Consider the following 21,166-nt stretch of genomic DNA (forward strand, 5'->3'; position numbering starts at 1 on the left):
ACTACTCATCCGACCACTATTTTTAGTTGATGCGCATTTATTTACACGCAATCCGTAAATAAGTTACAAAACGGTTAAATTGATAATAACCATCGGTTAAATAATGGTTTTGAATGTTGCATTTGCGAAGCGTAGCCGCTGGAACAGCCGGAACCGTGTAGGCCGGATAAGCGGTACGCGCCATCCGGCAATCGGTGCGGCACATTGCCTCGGTGGAAGAGGTTCTGTAGGCCGGATAAGGCGTAGCCGCCATCCGGCAATGGGCCTGGCATATGGCATTTTGTGGAACAGTTCCGTTCACCAGGCGTTCAGGAGTTTCATTAAACCCTTATGCGGTGAACGGGACAAGGGAAGCGGCCGCGCTCCCCTTGTCAATCCCCGCGGCCCCGCGAGGAAATCGGTGCTGCGCACTGCGCTCACCTCCCGCGTGCCTGACTGCGGCCGGCTCGACTCGACATCCTGTCTCGGTTCGCCTCTGTCCGCCATCCATGGCGTCCAGACCTTGTCATTCTCGCTTCGGTTCGCCGATTCCAGCGGGGACACAACACCCTCGCTGTCATATTGCAGAGAAAAGCCGCACCGGTGTTGCTGTATGCTCGTTTTGGTAGGCCGGATAAGGCGAAGCCGCCATCCGGCAATCGGTGCGGCGGTGATAATGCCGGATGGCGCTGGCGCTTATCCGGCCTACGCCGTTTCAGCGGCATCGTTCATGTAGGCCGGATAAGGCGTAGCCGCCATCCGGCAATCGGTGCGGCGGTGATAATGCCGGATGGCGCTGACGCTTATCCGGCCTACGCCGTTTCAGCGGCCTCGTTCATGTAGGCCGGATAAGGCATAGCCGCCATCCGGCAATCGGTGCGGCGGAGAAAATGCCTGATGGCGCTGGCGCTTATCCGGCCTACAACGGTAAAAACCGCTTATTTGTTCATCATTTTTATACTTTTTTTACACCCTGCCCGGGGATTTTTGCGAAATCTTTGCGCCTGAAAAATTAGCCTCTCTGCACATCCTTAAATCACCCCGGAGGTGAACTGTGAGTGCAGGCGTGCTAATCGGCATCGTGCTGGTTTTCCTGTTATTGGGCTACCTGATTTACGCCCTGATAAACGCGGAGGCATTTTAATGACCGCTCAAGCGTTTCTTCTGGTTGCCGGCTTTTTGCTGGTGTTGTTCCTGCTGGCGCGCCCGCTTGGTTCGCTGCTGGCGAAGCTGATTGCCGGGCAGCCGTTGCCGGGCGTTGGCGTGGTGGAAAACCTGCTCTGGCGCGGGCTGGGCATCGACACCCGTGAAATGAGCTGGCGGCACTACCTGCTGGCGATCCTGGGGCTTAACCTGCTTGGCCTCGCCCTGCTGTTTGCCCTGCTGATGCTGCAAAGCATCCTGCCGCTGAACCCGCAGAACCTGCCAGGCCTCTCCTGGCACCTGGCGCTCAACACCGCCGTCAGCTTTGTCAGCAATACCAACTGGCAATCCTATGCCGGTGAAAGCACGCTGAGTTACTTTAGCCAAATGGTTGGCCTGACGGTGCAGAACTTCCTCTCTGCCGCCACCGGCATCGCGGTAGTATTTGCGCTGATCCGCGCCTTCGCCCGCCGCAGCATGGAGACGCTGGGCAATGCGTGGGTCGATCTGACGCGCATTACGCTCTGGGTGCTGCTGCCGCTGGCGCTGCTGATCGCCCTCTTTTTCATCCAGCAAGGGACACTGCAAAACCTGCTCCCCTACCAGCCCTATACCTCCCTTGAAGGGGTTCAGCACCTGATGCCGATGGGCCCGGTCGCCTCGCAGGAAGCGATTAAAATGCTGGGCACCAACGGCGGCGGTTTCTTTAACGCCAACTCCTCCCATCCGTTTGAAAACCCGACGGCGCTGACCAACTTTGTGCAGATGCTGGCGATCTTCCTCATCCCTGCCGCGCTCTGTTTCGCCTTTGGTGAAGCGGTGAGCGACCGCCGTCAGGGGCAGATGCTGCTGTGGGCGATGTCGATAATCTTTATCGTTTGCGTGGCGATTGTGATGCGGGCCGAGTGGCTAGGTAACCCGCACTTCCTGACGCTCGGCGGCGACAGCACCATCAACATGGAAGGTAAAGAGAGCCGCTTCGGCATTCTCGCCAGTAGCCTCTACGCCGTAGTGACTACCGCCGCTTCCTGCGGTGCAGTCAACGCCATGCATGACTCCTTTACCGCGCTCGGCGGCATGATCCCGATGTGGTTAATGCAGATTGGCGAAGTGGTGTTTGGCGGCGTCGGCTCCGGTCTCTACGGCATGCTGCTGTTTGTCCTGCTGGCGGTGTTTATCGCCGGGCTGATGATTGGCCGCACGCCGGAGTTCCTCGGTAAAAAAATTGATGTCCGTGAGATGAAGATGACCGCGCTGGCGATCCTCGTCACCCCGGCGCTGGTGCTGATTGGCACGGCGCTGGCGATGATGACCGATGCCGGGCGCAGCGGCATGTTCAACCCCGGTATTCATGGCTTCAGTGAAGTGCTGTACGCCGTCTCCTCCGCCGCCAATAACAACGGCAGCGCCTTTGGTGGCCTGAGCGCCAACACGCCTTTCTGGAACTGTCTGCTCGCCTTCTGCATGTTTGTCGGCCGCTTCGGCGTGATCGTGCCGGTGCTGGCAATTGCGGGCTCGCTGGTGAGTAAAAAGATCCAGCCCACCAGCTCCGGCACCCTGCCGACCCACGGCCCGCTGTTTATCGGCCTGCTGATCGGCACCGTGCTGCTGGTTGGCGCATTGACCTTTATTCCTGCCCTGGCCCTCGGCCCGGTGGCGGAATACCTTCAGTTTTGAGTCTGGCGGAGACCACAATTATGAGTCGCAAACAACTGGCCCTGTTTGACGCGAACCTTGTTCGCCAGGCGTTGATGGGTTCCTTAACCAAATTAAGCCCGCAGGTGCAGTGGCGTAATCCGGTGATGTTTATCGTCTGGATCGGCAGCCTGCTCACTACGCTGCTGGCAATCGCCATGGCAACTGGTCACCTGGTCGGTGACGCGTGGTTTACCGGCGCGATCAGCCTCTGGCTGTGGGTGACGGTGCTGTTTGCCAACTTCGCCGAAGCGCTGGCGGAGGGGCGCAGTAAAGCGCAGGCCAACAGCCTGAAAGGGGTGAAAAAGACGGTCTTTGCCCGCAAACTGCGCGCGCCGCAGCACGATGCGCCGATGGATCATGTTCCGGCAGATGAGCTACGCAAAGGGGATATCGTGCTGGTTGAAGCGGGGGATATTATTCCCTGCGACGGCGAGGTGATCGAAGGCGGCGCGTCGGTGGATGAGAGCGCCATCACCGGTGAATCCGCACCAGTGATCCGCGAGTCCGGCGGCGATTTCGCCTCCGTCACCGGCGGCACGCGCATTCTGTCTGACTGGCTGGTGATCCAGTGCAGTGTTAACCCAGGCGAGACCTTTCTCGATCGCATGATTGCCATGGTTGAGGGCGCCCAGCGCCGCAAAACGCCTAACGAGATCGCGCTGACCATTCTGCTGGTGGCGCTGACCATTGTCTTCCTGCTGGCGACCGCCACGCTGTGGCCCTTCTCCGTTTACGGCGGCACGGCGGTCAGCGTCACGGTGCTGGTTGCGCTGCTGGTCTGCCTGATCCCGACCACCATTGGCGGCCTGCTGTCGGCGATTGGCGTAGCCGGGATGAGCCGCATGCTGGGTGCGAATGTGATCGCCACCAGCGGTCGCGCCGTCGAAGCGGCGGGCGATGTCGATGTGCTGTTGCTGGATAAAACCGGCACCATCACTCTCGGCAACCGCCAGGCGTCGGACTTTCTGCCCGCGCGCGGCGTTGATGAGAAGACGCTGGCCGATGCCGCCCAGCTCTCTTCGTTAGCCGATGAAACCCCGGAAGGTCGCAGCATTGTGATCCTCGCCAAGCAGCGCTTTAACCTGCGCGAGCGGGATATGCAGAGCCTGCAAGCCACCTTCGTCCCCTTTACCGCGCAAACGCGCATGAGCGGCATTAACGTGCAGGATCGCATGATCCGTAAAGGCTCCGTGGATGCGATTCGTCGCCATATCGAGGCCAATGGCGGCACCTTCCCGACGGATGTTGAATCTATCGTGGAAAATGTGGCTCGCCAGGGCGCGACGCCGCTGGTGGTAGCGGAAGGGGCCAACGTGCTGGGCGTGATTGCACTGAAAGATATCGTCAAAGGCGGCATTAAAGAGCGCTTCGCCCAGTTGCGTAAGATGGGCATCAAAACGGTGATGATCACCGGCGATAACCGCTTAACTGCCGCAGCGATTGCTGCCGAAGCGGGCGTGGATGACTTCCTTGCCGAAGCGACGCCGGAAGCGAAGCTGGCGCTGATTCGTCAATATCAGGCCGAAGGTCGGCTGGTGGCGATGACCGGTGACGGCACCAACGATGCGCCAGCGCTGGCGCAGGCGGATGTTGCGGTGGCGATGAACTCCGGTACGCAGGCGGCGAAAGAGGCGGGGAACATGGTCGATCTCGACTCGAACCCGACCAAGCTGATTGAGGTAGTGCATATTGGCAAACAGATGCTGATGACGCGCGGATCGCTCACCACCTTCAGTATCGCCAATGACGTGGCGAAGTATTTTGCCATCATCCCTGCGGCATTTGCGGCCACCTATCCGCAGCTCAACGCGCTGAATGTGATGCACCTGCACTCCCCCTCTTCGGCGATTTTAAGTGCGGTGATCTTTAACGCGCTGGTGATTGTGTTCCTCATCCCGCTGGCGCTGAAAGGCGTGAGCTACAAGCCGCTGACCGCCTCGGCGATGCTGCGCCGTAACTTGTGGATTTACGGGCTGGGCGGTCTGCTGGTGCCGTTTATCGGTATCAAAGCAATCGATCTGCTGCTCACGCTGTTCGGTCTGGTTTAAGGAGTGAAAAAGATGGCTTTATTACGTCCCGCCTTTCTGCTTTTAATACTGCTGACGTTTATTACCGGCGGGCTTTACCCGCTGCTGACCACCGCCCTTGGGCAGTGGTGGTTTCACGACCAGGCGAACGGCTCGCTGATCGAGCAAGGCGACACGGTGCGCGGCTCCCGTCTGCTGGGCCAGGATTTTACCGCGCCGGGTTATTTTCACGGTCGCCCTTCCGCGACTGCCGATGCGCCCTATAATCCGATGGCCTCGGGCGGCAGCAATCTGGCGGGCAGCAACCCGGAGCTGGATAAGCAGGTGGCCGAACGCGTGGCGCAGCTGCGCGCGGCAAACCCGCACTCACCCAAAGCGATTCCGGTGGAGCTGTTAACCACTTCCGCCAGCGGGCTGGATGGTCAGATCTCACCGCAGGCGGCCAGCTGGCAAATCCCGCGCGTGGCGCAAGCTCGCGGCTTGTCGGTGCAGACGGTCAATGATTTGGTTAATAAATACACCGAAACACCGCTGGTTAATTTCCTCGGTCAGCCGGTAGTGAATGTGGTTGAACTTAATCTGGCGCTGGATGCGCTGAAGGACAAATAACGCATGAGTGATGAGCCGTTGCGCCCCGATCCCGACCGCCTGCTGGAGCATGCCGCTACGGCACACCGGGGCAAGCTGAAGATCTTTTTCGGTGCCTGCGCCGGGGTGGGTAAAACCTTTGCCATGTTGCAGGAAGCGCAGCGGCTACGGGCGCAGGGGCTGGATGTGCTGCCGGGCGTGGTAGAGACGCACGGGCGCAAAGAGACCGCCGCGCTGATGGCGGGCCTGCCCCTGCAACCCGTGCGGCGCATCGCCCATCGCGGGCGCGTGGTGCATGAGTTTGATCTGGACGCCGCCCTCGCGCGGCGTCCGGCGCTGATCCTGATGGATGAGCTGGCGCACAGTAACGCTCCTGGCTCGCGTCACCCAAAACGCTGGCAGGATGTGGAGGAGCTACTGGAAGCTGGCATCGACGTTTTTACCACCGTCAATGTGCAGCACCTGGAGAGCCTCAATGATGTAGTCAGCGGCGTCACCGGCATTCAGGTGCGCGAAACGGTGCCCGATCCCTTCTTTGATAGCGCCGATGAGATTGTGCTGGTCGACCTGCCGCCGGACGATCTGCGCCAGCGGCTGCATGAAGGCAAAGTCTATATTGGCGGCCAGGCAGAGCGCGCCATTGAGCACTTCTTTCGCAAAGGTAATCTGATCGCGCTGCGCGAGCTGGCGCTGCGGCGCACCGCCGATCGGGTGGATGATCAGATGCGCGCCTGGCGCGATCGTCTCGGTGAAGAGAAAGTGTGGCATACGCGCGACGCCATTCTGCTCTGCGTCGGTCACGGCGCGGGTAACGAGAAATTGATCCGCACCGCAGCGAGGCTGGCAGCCAAACTCGGCAGCGCCTGGCATGCAGTCTATGTAGAAACCCCGACCCTGCACAAATTACCGGAGTCACAGCGGCGGGCGATCTTAAGCGCCCTGCGGCTGGCCCAGGAGCTGGGCGCAGAGACCGCAACCCTCGCCGACCCGGCGGAAGATCGCGCGATACTGCGCTACGCCCGGGAACATAACCTCGGCAAAATTCTGATTGGCCGCCGCGATAACCGCCGCTGGTGGCACCGCGAATCCTTTGCCGACCGCCTGGCGCGCCGCGCGCCAGATCTCGATCTGGTGATTATCGCCCTGCAAGAGAGCACCCAGCCGCTGCCGACGCGCAGCGGAGATTCCCGCCCCTTTTTCGACCGCTGGCGCGTGCAGCTTACCGGCTGCGCGGTCGCGCTGGCGCTTTGCGCGGCGATTACCTTCATCGCTTTGCAGTGGCTGACGGCCTTTGAGCCTACCAACCTGGTGATGATCTACCTGCTGGGCGTGGTGCTGGTGGCGCTGTTCTATGGCCGCTGGCCATCGGCCTTCGCCACGGTGATTAACGTCATCAGCTTCGATCTCTTTTTTATCTCGCCGCGCGGCACGCTGGCGGTGTCCGATGTGCAGTATCTCCTCACCTTCGGCGTGATGCTGACCGTCGGGCTGGTGATTGGTAACCTCACCGCCGGGGTGCGTTATCAGGCAAGGGTGGCGCGTTACCGTGAGCGGCGCACGCGTCATCTCTATGAGATGTCGAAAGCGCTGGCGGCGGGACGCAATAATCAGGATATCGCCGCTACCAGCGAGACCTTTATTCACTCCACCTTCGAGGCGCGCAGCAAACTGCTGCTTCCGAATAGCGAAGGCAAACTGGCGGCAGTGACGGAAAACCAGGGTATGACGCCGTGGGATGATGCCATCGCCCGCTGGAGTTTTGATAAGGGACAGCCTGCGGGCGCAGGCACCGATACGCTGCCCGGCATGCCCTATCAAATCTTGCCGCTGAAAAATGACGATACGGTCTATGGCCTGCTGATTGTCGAGCCAGCGAATCTGCGCCAGTTGATGATCCCGGAGCAGCAGCGTCTGCTGGAGACCTTCACCCTGCTGGTGGCGAACGCCCTTGAGCGCCAGGCGCTGGCGACGCGCGAAGAGCAGGCGCGGCTTGCCAGCGAGCGCGAGAGTCTGCGCAACTCGCTGCTGGCCGCCCTCTCCCACGATCTGCGCACTCCTCTGACGGTGCTGTTTGGTCAGGCGGAGATCCTGACGCTGGATCTCGCCAGCGAAGGATCGAAACATGCTCCGCAGGCCAACGAGATCCGCCAGCATGTGCTTAACACCACCCGGCTGGTTAATAATCTGCTGGATATGGCGCGCATCCAGTCTGGCGGCTTTAATTTAAAACGTGAGTGGCTGACACTGGAGGAAGTCGTCGGCAGTGCGCTGCGTACCCTTGAGCCAGTGATGGGCGGGCGGCACATTGCGCTGTCGCTGCCCGATCCGCTGATGCTGGTGCATGTTGATGGCCCGCTGTTTGAGCGCGTGTTGATCAATCTGCTGGAAAACGCGGTGAAATATGCCGGATCCGGCGCGCAGATTGGTATTGAATCACACAGCACACCGAGCGAGTGGACGCTGGAGGTGTGGGATAACGGGCCGGGGATCCCGCCAGGCCAGGAGCACGCCATTTTTGAAAAATTTGCGCGCGGCACCAAAGAGTCGGCCATTCCCGGCGTTGGCCTGGGGCTGGCGATTTGCCAGGCGATTGTCGAGGTGCATGGCGGCACCATCGACGCGCAAAACCGCCCGCAGGGAGGCGCGCGCTTTTATGTTACACTCGCGCGGGAAACGCCCCCGCAACTGGATGAATTACCCGAGGATCTGTGATTAACGTTCTGATTATCGAAGATGAACAGGCCATCCGCCGCTTTCTGCGCACCGCGCTGGAAGCTGAGGGGCTGCGCGTGCACGAAGCAGAGACGCTGCAGCGCGGGTTAATTGAAGCGGCAACGCGTAAGCCGGATCTGGCGATCCTCGATCTCGGTTTGCCGGACGGTGACGGACTCGATTTTATCCGCGATGTGCGCCAGTGGAGCCAGATGCCGATTATCGTTCTGTCGGCACGTATCGAAGAGAGCGACAAGATCGCCGCGCTGGATGCTGGTGCGGATGATTACCTCAGTAAACCTTTCGGCATTGGCGAATTACAGGCACGGCTGCGGGTTGCACTCCGCCGCCATGCCGCCAGCACGCCGGGCGAACCGGTGATTACCTTTGGCGATATCCGCGTTGATCTCGCCAGCCGCCGCATCCAGCGCGGCGACGAGGAGATCCACCTGACGCCGATTGAGTTTCGCCTGCTGGCGGTGCTGCTCAATAACCACGGCAAAGTGCTGACCCAGCGGCAATTGTTAAGCCAGGTGTGGGGGCCAAATGCCGTTGAGCATAGCCATTATCTGCGAATTTATATGGGACATTTGCGCCAGAAGCTGGAGAGCGATCCGGCGCGCCCGCGTCACCTGTTGACCGAGACCGGGATTGGGTACCGGTTTATGTTGTGAGGCGTGATCTGCACGGCTGATTGCCGGATGGCGCTACGCTTATCCGGCCTACGGGTACGTGTTCTGCGCGGTTCGACTGCCGGATGGCGCTGCGTTTATCCGGCCTACGGGTACGTGTTCTGCGCGGTTTGACTGCCGGATGGCGCTGCGCTTATCCGGCCTACGGGTTACGTGTTCCGCGCCGTTTGATTGCCGGATGGCGCTGCGCTTATCCGGCCTACGGGTTACGTGTTCCGCGCCGTTTGACTGCCGGATGGCGCTGCGCTTATCCGGCCTACGGGTTATGTGTTCCGCGCCGTTTGATTGCCGGATGGCGCTACGCTTATCCGGCCTACGGGTACGTGTTCTGCGCGGTTTGACTGCCGGATGGCGCTGCGCTTATCCGGCCTACGGGTACACATGCTTCATGCCGTTGTAGGTCGGATAAGGCGTCAGCCGCCATCCGACACAAAAAAGGCTCCCGAGGGAGCCTTTTTTTATTGTGCCGCGATTTACGCGTTTTTCAGCACTTCGCTGACAATTTCCACCGCTTCTTTCTCAATCAGCTTACGGTGTTCGTCGCCGAGGAAGCTTTCGCAGTAGATTTTGTAGGCGTCTTCGGTGCCGGACGGACGCGCGGCAAACCAGCCGTTGTCGGTCATCACTTTCAGGCCGCCAATCGACGCGCCGTTGCCCGGTGCTGCGGTCAGGCGAGCGGTGATCGCATCCCCCGCCAGCGTGCTGGCACTTACCATTTCTGGCGAGAGCTTGGAGAGCGCCGCTTTCTGCGCGGAAGAGGCCGCAGCCTGCAGACGGTTGTAGCTTGGCGCACCAAAGCGGGCAGCCAGTTCGTCATAGTGCTGCTGCGGGTTTTTACCGGTCACCGCAGTGATCTCCGCCGCCAGCAGGCACATGATGATGCCATCTTTATCCGTAGACCACGGCGTACCGTCGAAGCGCAGGAACGATGCGCCCGCGCTCTCTTCGCCGCCGAAGCCGAAGCTGCCGTCGTGCAGACCATCAACAAACCACTTAAAGCCCACCGGCACTTCCACCAGCTTACGGCCAAGGTCGTTAACCACGCGGTCAATCATCGCCGAGGAGACCAGCGTCTTACCGACTGCGACATCTTTGCCCCACTGCGGACGATGCTGGAACAGATAGTTGATCGCTACCGCCAGGTAGTGGTTCGGGTTCATCAGACCAGCCGGGGTTACGATGCCGTGGCGGTCGTAATCCGGGTCGTTGGCGAAGGCGAGGTCAAACTTATCGCGCAGCGCCAGCAGACCGGCCATTGCACACTCGGAGGAGCAGTCCATGCGGATCGCGCCATCTTTATCGAGGTGCATAAAGCGGAAAGTCTGGTCGACTTCATCATTAACGATGGTGAGGTCGAGCTTGTAGTGCTCGGCGATACGTTTCCAGTACTCAATACCGGAGCCGCCCAGCGGATCGACGCCCAGTTTCAGGCCCGCTTTCTGGATCGCCGCCATATCGACGATCTCCGCCAGCCCTTCAATAAACGGCTGTACCAGATCTTTTTCAGTGACGTGACCGGAAGCCATCGCCGCATCCAGCGAAATGCGTTTCACGCCTTTAAGATCGTCGGCCAGCAGCGCATTAGCGCGATCTTCCACCACTTTGGTGACGTTGGTGTCGGCCGGGCCGCCATTCGGCGGGTTGTATTTGATGCCGCCATCTTCCGGCGGGTTGTGGGACGGCGTAATCACGATGCCATCCGCCTGCGCGCCGCCGTTTTTGTTGTGCACAAGAATGGCGTTAGAGATGGCAGGTGTCGGCGTAAAGCCGTTATTTTCCTGCACGATGATATCGACGCCGTTGGCAGCCAACACTTCCAGCACGGAGATAAACGCCGGCTCAGAGAGGGCATGCGTGTCTTTACCGACATAGCACGGCCCGGTGATGCCGTTTTTCGCACGCTCTTCGGCAATCGCCTGCGCAATGGCAAGGATGTGCGGCTCGTTAAAGCTGTGACGCCATGCGCTACCACGGTGACCTGAGGTACCAAATTTCACCGCATGGTCAGCATTGCCAACTTCCGGTTTCAACACATAGTACTGCGCAGTCAGCTGCGCGACGTTAATCAAATCGCCCTGTTGCGCAGGTTGGCCCGCGCGCGGATGGTTTGCCATTGCTTCGTCCTTTTAATGCAAGGATTAAATTGTGCCGCAAACTTTCTCAATCAGCTCCGCCGGGAACTGCATTGATTGCATGATGTGTTCAATCATGCTGCATTTACGGCCCGTATTCGTGTTGGTGATGACCCAGTAAGGGGTGTTCGGCACTTGCTTCGGCTTGGTCTGGTTGCCGTTCTGCAGCAGGGTGCGCTCATCAGCGGCAAAGTATACGCGCGTGCGACCGTGCAGAGATTCAGTGGATTCCGTAAACCCTTTGTCATCGAGTGAATAGAGTGTAGACAGGATTAGCAGAAAGCGATTAACCGCTTTTTTCTGCTCGGCATATTCGTCGGAGAGCAGAAGCTCGCGAACAGCGCGGACCTTATCCCGGGTGGTGTTGGCCGGTTTCACCTCTTCGACGACGCTTGCAGCGCGTGTCTCTTTCACCGGCGCGGCGGGCGCTGCAGAGGGAGACGATGATGCGGCGGAGAACTTCAGCATACGCCGTAAAATCTCGGATGCGCTCTCGCCAATGTGCTTGGTATGGCTGGCAATGTAACTGTAGAGCTCATCATCAACTTCAATCGTTTTCATCTTAATCCAGTGCTATATAAAATCTGAATACAAGTATTGGGATTATAAAGTGAAATCCCAACAGCGGATAGGTACACCCCAGGATGGCGGCAAAACTCAGAGTAATGCTTAGCCTTGCAGCCGGGCGGCAGAATGTTCACCATAATAACCTAACCCGTTGGAGTGAAAAAAAGAACTTTGCCATGAAATTGAACACGCGCGCGCAAACTGCACAACATCCGCACAACAATTCCCCGATTGTGCTGGTTCACGGCCTTTTCGGCAGCCTTGATAACCTCGGCGTGCTCGCCCGTGACCTGGTGCAGGATCACGATGTGCTGCAGGTGGATATGCGTAATCACGGCGTGTCGCCCCGCTCACCGGAGATGAACTACCCGGCGATGGCGCAGGATCTGCTTGATACGCTTGATGCCCATCAGATTGAAAAAGCGACCTTTATCGGCCACTCCATGGGCGGCAAAGCGGTGATGGCGCTAACTTCACTGGCACCCGATCGCATCGATAGCCTGGTGGCGATTGATATGGCGCCCGTGGATTATAAATTGCGCCGTCACGATGAGATCTTTGCCGCTATCAACGCCGTCAGCGAGGCGAACGTTTCGTCACGCCAGCAGGCGGCGGCGCTGATGCGCGAGCAGCTTAATGAAGAGGGCGTGGTTCAGTTTTTACTGAAATCCTTCGTTGACGGTGAGTGGCGCTTCAACGTGCCGGTGCTGTGGGATCAATATGCCAATATTGTGGGCTGGGAGACCATTCCGGCGTGGGATAAGCCTGCCCTCTTCGTCTGCGGCGGCAACTCCTCTTATGTCACCGATGCCTACCGCGATGCGCTGCTGGCGCAGTTCCCCCAGGCGCGGGCGTATGTCATTGCCGGTGCCGGGCACTGGGTACATGCAGAAAAACCTGATGCGGTGCTGCGGGCCATCCGCCGTTATCTGGCAGAGTAAGGCCAACTGATTAAAAAGGCGGCGACCGGTCGTTTCAACGCGCCCGGTCGTTGGCGTGCCGATGTTGGTGATGTATGATGGCGCGCTATTCAGCCCGGGCAGCGGCCCGATTGCGTGTTTTCCCGTAGTATTCATATCATGGCTAAAGAACAAACGGACCGTACGACACTAGATCTCTTCGCGAATGAGCGTCGCCCGGGACGGCCGAAGACCAACCCGCTCTCGCGTGATGAACAGTTGCGCATTAATAAACGCAACCAGCTTAAACGCGATAAGGTTCGTGGGCTTAAGCGCGTCGAACTGAAACTCAATGCGGAAGCGGTGGAAGCCTTAAATGAGCTGGCCGAAGCGCGCGAGATAAGCCGCAGCGAACTTATCGAAGAGATGCTGCTGGCGCAGCTTAAAGCCCTGCGCGGATAGCGATTCTTCTGAATCCTCATCAAATTCCCCTTTTCGTGTGGCATACAGTGCAGTCCGCGGCAATAGCAGTTTCCGCGTTCTTCTCTGTTCTGCTATGATTGCCCTTATCTGTGGGCTTAGCGCTCCCCCTATACTCATTAAGATTCAAGAGGTTATTTTACTCATGGCAATTACAGGCATTTTCTTCGGCAGCGACACCGGCAACACCGAAAACATCGCCAAAATGATCCAAAGCCAGCTTGGTAAAGACGTCGCCGATGTTCATGACATTGCCAAGAGCAGTAAGGAAGATATCGAAGGGTATGACATCCTGTTGCTCGGCATTCCGACCTGGTATTACGGTGAAGCGCAGTGCGACTGGGATGACTTCTTCCCGACGCTGGAAGAGATTGATTTTAATGGTAAGTTAGTGGCGCTGTTCGGCTGCGGCGACCAGGAAGATTACGCTGAGTACTTCTGTGATGCGCTGGGCACTATTCGCGATATTATTGAACCGCGCGGCGCGACGATTGTGGGTCACTGGCCGACTGCCGGTTATCATTTCGAAGCTTCAAAAGGCCTGGCTGATGACGATCACTTTGTCGGTCTGGCGATTGACGAAGACCGCCAGCCAGAACTGACCGCCGAGCGCGTGCAGAAGTGGGTGAAGCAGGTTTCTGAAGAGCTGCATCTGGATGAAATCCTGAATGCCTGATTTTTATGGCGCAATCTGCTGGTTGCGCCGTATCAATAGGTAAAAGCAATCGAAATAATTGCTACATTTTTTTAACTTTCCTACTCATCCCTGTACAATAAGCGCTGCTTAACGCAGTACGCCCGACCGGGAGTTGTCGGCGATACCACGTTTTAAAAGCTTACTTTACTTGAGGGCTTGCAGTTTTCATTTATACATGGCAGTTCTATAATGATACGCATTCGCCCGGGTGCATTCCTTATAACTTCCGAGAAGGAAGTGAATCGTATAGCAACAGGACAGATTCCGCATGACTGACAACAATACCGCATTAAAGAAGGCCGGCCTGAAAGTCACGCTTCCACGTTTAAAAATTCTGGAAGTGCTTCAGGAGCCGGATAACCATCATGTCAGTGCGGAAGATCTTTATAAGCGTCTGATCGACATGGGTGAAGAGATTGGTCTGGCAACGGTGTACCGTGTGCTGAACCAGTTTGATGACGCCGGGATTGTCACCCGTCACAACTTCGAAGGCGGCAAGTCCGTTTTCGAACTGACGCAGCAGCATCACCACGATCACCTTATCTGCCTCGACTGCGGTAAAGTCATCGAATTTAGTGATGATTCCATCGAATTGCGCCAGCGCGAAATTGCCGCTAAACACGGCATCCGCCTGACGAACCACAGTCTCTACCTTTACGGCCACTGCGCCGAAGGTGACTGCCGCGAAGATGAACACGCGCACGACGCAAAATAAGTTCTTCTGAACGTTAAAAGCCAACCGTCAGGTTGGCTTTTTTTATGCCTGTCGGCTGAGCGGCGCGTTAAAAGGTTACGCCGCTCAGAGAGGAAAGCGATCAGGCTTTCAGACTATCGACGCGGCTGACGCGCCTGCCATCAGGGCTTGCGCTGCGTATCTGAATTTCTCCTTTAACCTGTGGCCGGGATTTCACTTCGTAGTGCTGCCATGTTTTGCCGCGATCGAGGGAGTACTCAACCACCAGCCCCGGGAAGCGAGTGTTGACCTCAAGCACACCGTCGACAATTCGCGCCCCCGGCACCGGCAGGCGATAGTTAATGCCGGCTTTATCCAGCTTCGCCAACTCGCGATGTCCTAGCAGATTGGCAAAACGCTCCCAGTCAGTCGTTAAGGCCTTCTGATCGACCCACTGCGTCTCGCCGCCTTTGTATTCACGCCCCGCCTGGTAATCCAGCTCCCAGCTTGCGCGGTGCCATGCCCGCTCAGCGACGGCGACCAGACGCGGATAGATCATATACTCCATCTGCTCATCCGTGCGCACCACTTCGCTCCACAGCTCGGCGGAAAGCCCGTAGGCACCAGGCCACGGCTTGTCTGATTTGGCGCTGAACGCGTTACCATCACGGTCGACCGAGGTTTCAGCATTTTGCGGCATGTTGTCCGGTGCAAAACTGAAGATCTTGCGCTCATCGCTGAAACGCGTCCCCCAGTAGTAGCCGCTTTCATCCGGGTGAACTTCACTCGGGAAGTCGAGATAGACGTAGTCCGGGTTGGAGACGACCACGCGGAAGCCTTTATTCGCCCAGTCATTGACGGAATCGAAACCGCCCCAGTAAAGCGCATCCCAGAAGTTGACATTCACCTGTCTGGTGGCAAAAACAGAGGCGTCTTTGGCATCTTTAAGCCCATCCTGCCACGCCTGCATCACATCAATGCCGTGCGCCTTCACCAGCTTGCTCACCTCTGCGCCAAAGTAGCTGGAGAGGTGCTCAACGTCGCTCACTTTCCCGGCTTTGATCATCGCCTGGCAGGCCTCGGATTTCGCCCACGGCTTATCCTGCTTGCTCTGATCGATGATGCCTTTACCCGGCTGCGGATCTTTCATATCCGTATAGCCAGCCCCCAGGTAGATATTTTTCGCCTCATCGCCGCCGAAGTGCCAGGTGTGCAGCGGCAGACCCGCTTCTCTGTGCATCTGCTGGATTTCGCCCATCACCTTATCGACAAAGTTGCGCGAGGAGTCCAGGCATGGATTGAGATAACCGGTGCGATCGTAGAACTGTACGCCAGCGGTAACAGAGGTATCCGTCGGGTCGAGCAGGCGGTAACGGCTCGCCTCGCTCTCTTTACCCTCTTTTATCAGGCGATCGTAACGCGCCTCCATTGAGATGACCGCTGCGCGTGCATGGGCGGGCATATCAATCTCCGGGATCACCTCAATGTGCCGCGCTTTGGCATATTTGAGGATCTCGATATAGTCGGCGCGGGCAAAGTAACCGCTACCGTTGTTATCACGCTCCGGCCCGGATCCCAGCTGCGGCAACAGGCACTGCTTCTCGCTCAGATCGTGGCAGCGCTGGCTGCCAATATCGGTCAGCTCTGGCAGCCCAGGGATTTCAATGCGCCACCCTTCGTCGTCCGTCAGATGGAAGTGGAATTTATTCAGCTTGTAAGCTGCCATCTGCTCCAGCAGGCGCAGCACCGCCGCTTTGCTGTGGAAATTACGCCCGACATCCAGATGAATACCGCGATAGTCGAAGCGCGGGGCATCTTTCGCCGTCAGAACGGGGATGGTCATCGCCCCCTGCGCGGGGAGAAGCGAAAGCAGGGATTGCAGGCCATAGAACACGCCGCTCTGATCAAAACCGGTCACCACCGCCTCTTTATCACTGATACGCAGCTGATAGGCACCGTTGATCGCCTCCTCACCCTTGAACGCTCTACGCACAATTTCGGTACGTAGCGGATAACTCCCCTCTTCCACGCCGAGCATGGCGAAGCGCGCTTTAATGGCGTTTTGCGCATCAGGCATCAGCGCTGAAAGGTCAAATTTCACCCCCTGGCTGAGATCGATATCCCGACCGTAAATTTTTACCTCGCGCGGCGTCGGCACAATCTGCCCGCGCAGTGAGGCAAGGTTCATCGCTTTGATATCGCTGTTTTGCGCAAAGCGCGCTTCAGCGGTCATCAGGATATTTTTATCGTCCGGCGTCCGCTGCCACTGCTCGCCAAGCGGTGTGACGAACTGGGCAAGATCTTCCGTATTAGTATTGGCGATGGTTTTTGGCGTAGCTTCCTCACCTGTGACATACCAGCGCGGCAGCACATCGGTAATAAAGAGTTGCCAGTACTCATTAATGATTGGGATCTCAACGGACTGATTCGCCGGAAAACCAGTAAATTGCTCGGTTGGCTCAAGCTTATGCAGATCGCCCATGATATGGGTCACTTTGAACTGCGGGTTCGCGACTTGCAGAACGGGGCGAATACTGTGGAAGTAGATCGCCCACTCGTTATCGGTCACCGCCTCGCCTTTGTTGGTGAGCGTGATCACCGCTTTGTTGCAGGAGGCCCAGTCTGCTCCGAGCTTCGCACAATCAACGCCATGCTGTGCGGCAAAGTTATCTTTTACGGCGTAGTTCAGATTGAACTGGCTGATGGCGTCAACCGTGCTCTGGCTTGCCAGTGCCGCGCCGCTGCCGAGCAGCGCTGTGATTGCGCCCGCCAGCAGGCTTAAACGTGCTGTATGCATTCTCTGTTCCTTAAGGTTGCCAATGCCCGGCAACAAATTAATTAGAAAAGGGTAAACGGCGCGATGACCATCAATTTCACGTCGCGCTCATCCTGGAAAATGTTGCCGTAGCCGCCGGCATAGCTCGGGATAGCGGAATGGTTGTCATACTGGGTAAAGTGCAGTTTAAACATCGTCCCTTTGGCGCGCCCCTCTTGCAGGGTATAGATGGCATCCAGGCTATATGCGGACTCTTTCAGACGATAATCGGCGCAGTACCACGCATCCGGCACGGCCATTTCGGCCGGTTTTGCGCCCCAGGCATAGGCGTAAGAGGCCCCAATTTGTAAGCCCGGCAGGTTGTAACTCTCCAGATCGTACATCGCCCCCAGGAAGAGCGCTTTTTCGCCATTGGCATTGAAGTCGGAGCGGTTATCCCACCAGATATCGAGACGACCATTGGAAGAGGCATAGGTTGGCGTCATGCGCTGCAAAAAGTAGCCCTGCTGGCCTTCTGCTTTTACCCATGTTCCTTCGAGGCGCAGCGCGAGTGGCCCGACCGTGTAACCGAAGGTCAGCGCCTGCAGCCAGGCGGTGCCATCGTAAAGATCGTTGATGCCGCGATCGCTGACTTTGTCGCGGGCACCATAAAACTGATAGCTGGTGCTGAGCGGCTGGTTTGCCACATCAAGCTGGTAGCTGGCTTTTGCAAAGTACTGATCGACATAGCCCTGCGCCTGGCCAAACGCAGCTTCCAGCACGAGGTTATTTTTGAAGTCATATTTTGCGCCGAGCGAATGGAGATAATCGACCCGGTGCTCTCTGTCGTTTTGCCAGAACTTATCCATCTCGATATGCCATGGCGCTTTATATCCATTGGCCCACATATACGAAACGCTCAGCGCGCCAGCATCGCCATAGTCGTTATTAATGCCCGCTTCCGCGCCCTGGTAGGTGCCCGGCATAAAACTCCAGTGCGGCGCTAATAGCGTCTGCCCGGTGGGCTGAATATAACCGGCGCGCGCCCAGAGATCGCCATACTTGAATTTTGTGGCGGCTTTATAGAGGCTGATGCCGCTCTTATCACCGGACCAGCGCTCTTTATAGGCTTTATTGCTGGCGGAGAAAGCAATTTCATTGGGGTGAGCGCTATCAGCGTTTTCCGCCATTTCAATCGCCGTAAAGGCAGCGATATCTACACCAAACATATCTGCCGCATAGCCTGATTGAAAATCCAGATTGGCATTCCACGTGGCGTGAGAGAGGTTCGTTTTATATTTATTATCGAGAATATCTTTACGGTCGCGCTCACGCTGCCAGTAATAGATCCCGCCGGTGAGCGTTGAGTCATCAATAAAACCGCTTGCCTTCGCCTGCGCGGGAAGCGCCAGGCCTGACATGGCGGTAACTGCGGCAATAGCCAGCGATAGCGAACTCCGTTTACCTGCAAACGCGCACATACATTGATTCCTTTTAAATGTAAAAATCCCCGCCGCGGCGGCGATAAAAATTAACAACAGGAAGTCTGTTATAGATATTCCCTAAGTAAACAACAGCACAAAGCCTATTTTTCGCGTTGTGAATTATCAATGTGTTTTTAAGCAAAAATAACGGAGTATGACGAAGTGCACAGAATTAAATGAGGATTAAATATCGTTTCATAAACCACGCAAATAAATAACCAGTCTGTATTCAGTCGATATTTAATTCTTTATCAGCGAGAGGGTTTTATCACTATTCTGATTACTGCTTCCGCAACATTTGAGAAATAAAAAAAGCAGAACACCAACAGAGGGAAGATATTAATTTTCGGCACGAATATGTATTAATTGTAATGCGCAGGTTAATAATAAAAAACGCCGCAAGAAGCGGCGTTTTTTATTAGTGGTCACTGATTGATGTAATCAGTCGCCGATTTTTGCCCAGGTATCACGCAGGCCTACCGTGCGGTTAAACACGAGTTTGTCCGCGGTGGCATAGCGGCTATCGAGGCAGAAGTAGCCTTCGCGCTCAAACTGATACGCTTTGCCCGCCTGCGCCTCTTTCAGCGATGGCTCGGCAAAACCCTGCTTAATGACCAGCGATTCCGGGTTGATGGTGGCGAGGAAATCCTCGGCTGCACCCGGGTTCGGCACGCTGAACAGACGATCGTAGAGACGAATTTCAACCGGCAGCGCATGCTGCGCGCTGACCCAGTGGATCACGCCTTTAACCTTGCGGCCATCGGCAGGATCTTTACTCAGCGTCTCGGCGTCGTAAGAGCAGAAAATGGTGGTGATGTTGCCTTCGGCGTCTTTCTCAACGCGTTCCGCTTTGATCACATACGCATTGCGCAGACGCACCTCTTTGCCGAGCACCAGACGCTTGTACTGCTTGTTAGCTTCTTCGCGGAAATCAGCTCGATCGATCCAGATCTCACCGCTGAACGGCACTTCACGGGTGCCCATCTCCGGCTTGTTCGGATGGTTCGGCATGGTGACGATTTCGCTGCTGCCCTGCGGGTAGTTTTCGATAACCAGTTTCACCGGGTCGATAACCGCCATCGCGCGCGGCGCGTTTTCGTTGAGATCTTCACGAATGCAGGATTCCAGCGACGCCATTTCAATGGTGTTGTCCTGCTTGGTCACACCAATGCGCTTGCAGAATTCACGGATAGAAGCAGCGGTATAGCCACGACGGCGCAGGCCAGAGATGGTCGGCATACGCGGATCGTCCCACCCCTCGACGTGCTTGTCGGTCACCAGCAGGTTGAGCTTACGCTTGGACATCACGGTGTATTCGAGATTCAGGCGCGAGAATTCGTACTGGCGCGGATGAACCGGAATGGTGATGTTATCCAGCACCCAGTCATACAGACGACGGTTGTCCTGGAACTCCAGCGTACAGAGGGAGTGGGTGATCCCTTCCAGCGCATCGCTGATGCAGTGGGTAAAGTCATACATCGGGTAGATGCACCACTTGTTGCCGGTCTGATGGTGTTCAGCAAATTTAATACGGTAGATAACCGGGTCGCGCATCACGATAAACGGCGAAGCCATATCGATTTTCGCACGCAGACAGGCCTTACCCTCTTCAAAACCACCCGCACGCATCTTTTCAAACAGCGCCAGGTTCTCTTCTACGCTGCGATCGCGGTACGGGCTATTTTTACCCGGCTGCGTCAGCGTGCCGCGGTATTCGCGGATTTCGTCGCCCGTCAACTCGTCAACATAGGCCAGGCCTTTGTTGATCAGTTCAACCGCGTAGCTATACAGCTTATCGAAGTAGTCTGAGGAGTAGCAGATGTCGCCAGACCAGTGAAAGCCCAACCACTGCACGTCGTTTTTGATTGACTCAACGTACTCGATATCTTCTTTTGCCGGGTTGGTATCATCGAAACGCAGGTTGCACTGGCCGTTGTAATCCTGTGCGATACCGAAGTTCAGGCAGATGGATTTCGCGTGGCCGATGTGCAGGTAGCCGTTCGGCTCCGGCGGAAAACGGGTATGGACGGTGGTGTGTTTACCACTGGCCAGATCTTCATCAATGATCTGGCGGATAAAGTTACTCGGGCGGGCTTCAGCCTCACTCATCACAGGTTCCTCAAGGCGTAAACAACGTATAACGGCATATGATCTAATAAGAGGGCGCAGGAAACAACCTTTACTTATACAAATCACTGATGCTCAGGGGAAAGGTATTCAGGCTCGTCGCCATGGCGACAGTGCTCTGTTGTGACCGCTTTTGTCAGTATTACCGGGCTATTTATTATCTCGCTTCCCCCTCCACGAGTCAGGTATCCAGGCGCTTCGATACACCATGACCATTCAAACTGCTCTGTACCGTGGATCCAGAACACAATTGGCGACCATCTGGCGCGTTTTTCAACCTTGATATGCCCCTCGGCATCGGCATGAAACGGCTCCGGTGGATCCTGAATAGTGGGCGGAAAACGTATAGTCTGCAGCCACAACGTCGCATTCGTAAGGGGTTTGCCGTCGCGATTACGCACATCCACTTCATAATGCGGGCGAATAGTTGCGTAACGTGGAATGCAGCCGCTAAGCGCCGTCGTCATCACCAGCGCGTATAAAATCCTTTTCATTATTCACCTCTGTAAAATA

General features: G+C 56.8%; 16 protein-coding genes. 10 read left to right on the top strand and 6 right to left on the bottom strand.

The genetic code is table 11. The annotated features are described in order from the left end of the window. The first annotated feature begins 1,033 nt into the window (after nt 1-1,033). The 6 genes from kdpF to kdpE are packed head-to-tail and all read left to right on the top strand — an operon-like array spanning nt 1,034 to nt 8,821. The gene (gene kdpF / locus EH164_RS15745; protein WP_042713160.1) at nt 1,034-1,123 is read left to right on the top strand and encodes a K(+)-transporting ATPase subunit F; all 90 of its coding nucleotides are present in this window, start codon (nt 1,034-1,036) and stop codon (nt 1,121-1,123) included. Next, nucleotides 1,123-2,799 (top strand): potassium-transporting ATPase subunit KdpA, encoded by a 1,677-nt coding sequence (gene kdpA, locus EH164_RS15750; RefSeq protein WP_124969112.1) that lies wholly within the window; start codon nt 1,123-1,125, stop codon nt 2,797-2,799. Before kdpF ends, kdpA begins: the two co-directional genes overlap by 1 nt. A gap of 20 nt (nt 2,800-2,819) precedes the next feature. After that, a complete protein-coding gene (kdpB, locus tag EH164_RS15755) occupies nt 2,820-4,868 on the top strand; it encodes a potassium-transporting ATPase subunit KdpB (RefSeq protein ID WP_124969114.1) in 2,049 nt (682 codons plus the stop codon). A 12-nt stretch (nt 4,869-4,880) separates the two neighbouring features. Beyond that, nucleotides 4,881-5,456 (top strand): potassium-transporting ATPase subunit KdpC, encoded by a 576-nt coding sequence (gene kdpC, locus EH164_RS15760; RefSeq protein WP_094420467.1) that lies wholly within the window; start codon nt 4,881-4,883, stop codon nt 5,454-5,456. Nucleotides 5,457-5,459: 3 nt separating this feature from the next. Continuing rightward, nucleotides 5,460-8,147 carry a two-component system sensor histidine kinase KdpD gene (kdpD, locus tag EH164_RS15765; RefSeq protein ID WP_124969116.1) on the top strand — a complete coding sequence of 896 codons (2,688 nt, stop codon included), beginning with the start codon at nt 5,460-5,462 and terminating at the stop codon, nt 8,145-8,147. Beyond that, on the top strand, nt 8,144-8,821 hold the full coding sequence (gene kdpE / locus EH164_RS15770; RefSeq protein ID WP_124969118.1) for a two-component system response regulator KdpE: 678 nt from the start codon (nt 8,144-8,146) through the stop codon (nt 8,819-8,821). The genes kdpD and kdpE overlap by 4 nt, the downstream gene beginning before the upstream one ends. Nucleotides 8,822-9,312: 491 nt before the next feature. On the opposite strand, the gene pgm is transcribed toward kdpE, so the two are convergent. Both pgm and seqA read right to left on the bottom strand, forming a co-directional pair. Next, nucleotides 9,313-10,953 carry a phosphoglucomutase (alpha-D-glucose-1,6-bisphosphate-dependent) gene (pgm, locus tag EH164_RS15785; RefSeq protein WP_124969124.1) on the bottom strand — a complete coding sequence of 547 codons (1,641 nt, stop codon included), beginning with the start codon at nt 10,951-10,953 and terminating at the stop codon, nt 9,313-9,315. 24 nt (nt 10,954-10,977) lie between these two features. Continuing rightward, on the bottom strand, nt 10,978-11,532 hold the full coding sequence (seqA, locus tag EH164_RS15790; protein WP_076769558.1) for a replication initiation negative regulator SeqA: 555 nt from the start codon (nt 11,530-11,532) through the stop codon (nt 10,978-10,980). A 182-nt stretch (nt 11,533-11,714) separates the two neighbouring features. On the opposite strand from seqA, the gene ybfF reads away from it, so the two are divergent. The 4 genes from ybfF to fur all read left to right on the top strand — a co-directional run bounded on the left by ybfF (nt 11,715) and on the right by fur (nt 14,329). Beyond that, nucleotides 11,715-12,479: an esterase gene (gene ybfF, locus EH164_RS15795; RefSeq protein WP_124969126.1), complete on the top strand. Its 765-nt coding sequence runs from the start codon at nt 11,715-11,717 to the stop codon at nt 12,477-12,479. A 138-nt stretch (nt 12,480-12,617) separates the two neighbouring features. Beyond that, nucleotides 12,618-12,899 (top strand): LexA regulated protein, encoded by a 282-nt coding sequence (gene ybfE / locus EH164_RS15800; protein ID WP_023479957.1) that lies wholly within the window; start codon nt 12,618-12,620, stop codon nt 12,897-12,899. Between the two features lie 163 nt (nt 12,900-13,062). After that, complete coding sequence (gene fldA, locus EH164_RS15805; protein ID WP_023480004.1) at nt 13,063-13,593, top strand: flavodoxin FldA; 531 nt, start codon at nt 13,063-13,065, stop codon at nt 13,591-13,593. Between the two features lie 289 nt (nt 13,594-13,882). Continuing rightward, entirely contained in the window at nt 13,883-14,329 is a 447-nt protein-coding gene (fur, locus tag EH164_RS15810; protein WP_023479956.1) for a ferric iron uptake transcriptional regulator, read from the top strand. A 100-nt stretch (nt 14,330-14,429) separates the two neighbouring features. On the opposite strand, the gene EH164_RS15815 is transcribed toward fur, so the two are convergent. From EH164_RS15815 to EH164_RS15830, 4 genes are all read right to left on the bottom strand, one after another. Next, complete coding sequence (locus EH164_RS15815) at nt 14,430-17,084, bottom strand: beta-N-acetylhexosaminidase (RefSeq protein WP_124969128.1); 2,655 nt, start codon at nt 17,082-17,084, stop codon at nt 14,430-14,432. Nucleotides 17,085-17,125: 41 nt separating this feature from the next. Next, on the bottom strand, nt 17,126-18,523 hold the full coding sequence (locus tag EH164_RS15820; RefSeq protein ID WP_124969130.1) for an OprD family outer membrane porin: 1,398 nt from the start codon (nt 18,521-18,523) through the stop codon (nt 17,126-17,128). Between the two features lie 444 nt (nt 18,524-18,967). After that, nucleotides 18,968-20,635, bottom strand: coding sequence for a glutamine--tRNA ligase (gene glnS, locus EH164_RS15825; protein WP_124969132.1), 1,668 nt, complete (start codon nt 20,633-20,635; stop codon nt 18,968-18,970). A gap of 83 nt (nt 20,636-20,718) precedes the next feature. After that, nucleotides 20,719-21,147: a membrane lipoprotein lipid attachment site-containing protein gene (locus EH164_RS15830; RefSeq protein ID WP_124969133.1), complete on the bottom strand. Its 429-nt coding sequence runs from the start codon at nt 21,145-21,147 to the stop codon at nt 20,719-20,721. Nucleotides 21,148-21,166: the final 19 nt, after the last annotated feature.

The organism is Kosakonia sp. CCTCC M2018092, from assembly GCF_003864115.1.
Taxonomy (GTDB): Bacteria; Pseudomonadota; Gammaproteobacteria; order Enterobacterales; family Enterobacteriaceae; genus Kosakonia; species Kosakonia cowanii.